The organism is Streptomyces poriferorum (assembly GCF_019399235.1).
Classification (GTDB): domain Bacteria; phylum Actinomycetota; class Actinomycetes; order Streptomycetales; family Streptomycetaceae; genus Streptomyces; species Streptomyces poriferorum.
This window is the reverse complement of sequence record NZ_JAELVH010000631.1, coordinates 1-850: the sequence shown is the minus strand read 5'-3', so window position 1 is coordinate 850 and position 850 is coordinate 1. Positions and strand designations below refer to the sequence as shown.

The 850-nt window shown below is 70.5% G+C and carries 1 protein-coding gene; it reads right to left on the bottom strand.

The window, feature by feature from the left end; genetic code table 11:
- Positions 1 to 44 precede the first annotated feature (44 nt).
- On the bottom strand, positions 45 to 850 hold an 806-nt coding region (locus JGS39_RS40145), incomplete at its 5' end, for a cytochrome P450 (protein WP_219574674.1).

Below are 850 nucleotides of genomic sequence, written 5' to 3'. Positions count from 1 at the left end.
ACTCCGGGTCGAGCTCTGACCCGCGTCCCCGCAGCGCCCGCGGGTCAGAGCTCGACCCGGAGTTCCTTCACTCCCCGGATCACGTATCCCGGGTTCCACTCCGGTTCCGCGACCAGCCGCACAGCGGGCGCCCTGCGCAGCAACTCGCCGAAGGAGGAGGCCAGTTCCACCCGGGCTAGCGGCGCCCCGAGACAGAAGTGGATGCCCGCACCGAAGGTGATGTGCGGGTTCTCCCGCCGGGCGAGGTCCAACGTGTCCGGGTCCGCGAAGCGGGCCGGGTCGCGGTTGGCCGAGCCGAAGAGGAGGGCCACCTCCGAGCCTCGCGGAATGACCGTGCCGTCGATCTCGATGTCGTCGAGCACCCACCGTTCGAACATCTGCAACGGGGTGTCGTAGCGCATGAGCTCTTCCACCGCAGTAGGCAGCAGGCCATGGTCCGCCCGCAGCGCGGCCAGCTGGTCCGGGTGGCGCAGCAGCGTCCACCAGCCGTTCACGGTGGTGTTGACGGTCGCCTCGTGGCCCGCGTTCAGCAGCAGCACGCAGGTGGAGACCATCTCCTGTTCGGTCAGCCGCTCACCCTCGTCATGGGCGGCGATCAGAGCGGAGATCAGGTCGGCCCCCGGGTTGCCGCGCCGTTCGGCGATCAGTTCCCGCAGATACGCGGAGAAGTCGAGGGAGGCGCGGACGGCGGCCCGGGCGGTCTCCTCGGACGGGTTGAGCTCGAACATTCCGCAGATCGCCGCCGACCAGGGACGCAGCGGGGCGCGGTCGGACTCCGGAATGCCGAGCATCTCCGCGATCACGGCGACGGGCAGCGGCTCGGCGACCGCCGTCAGCAGATCGCCGCCGC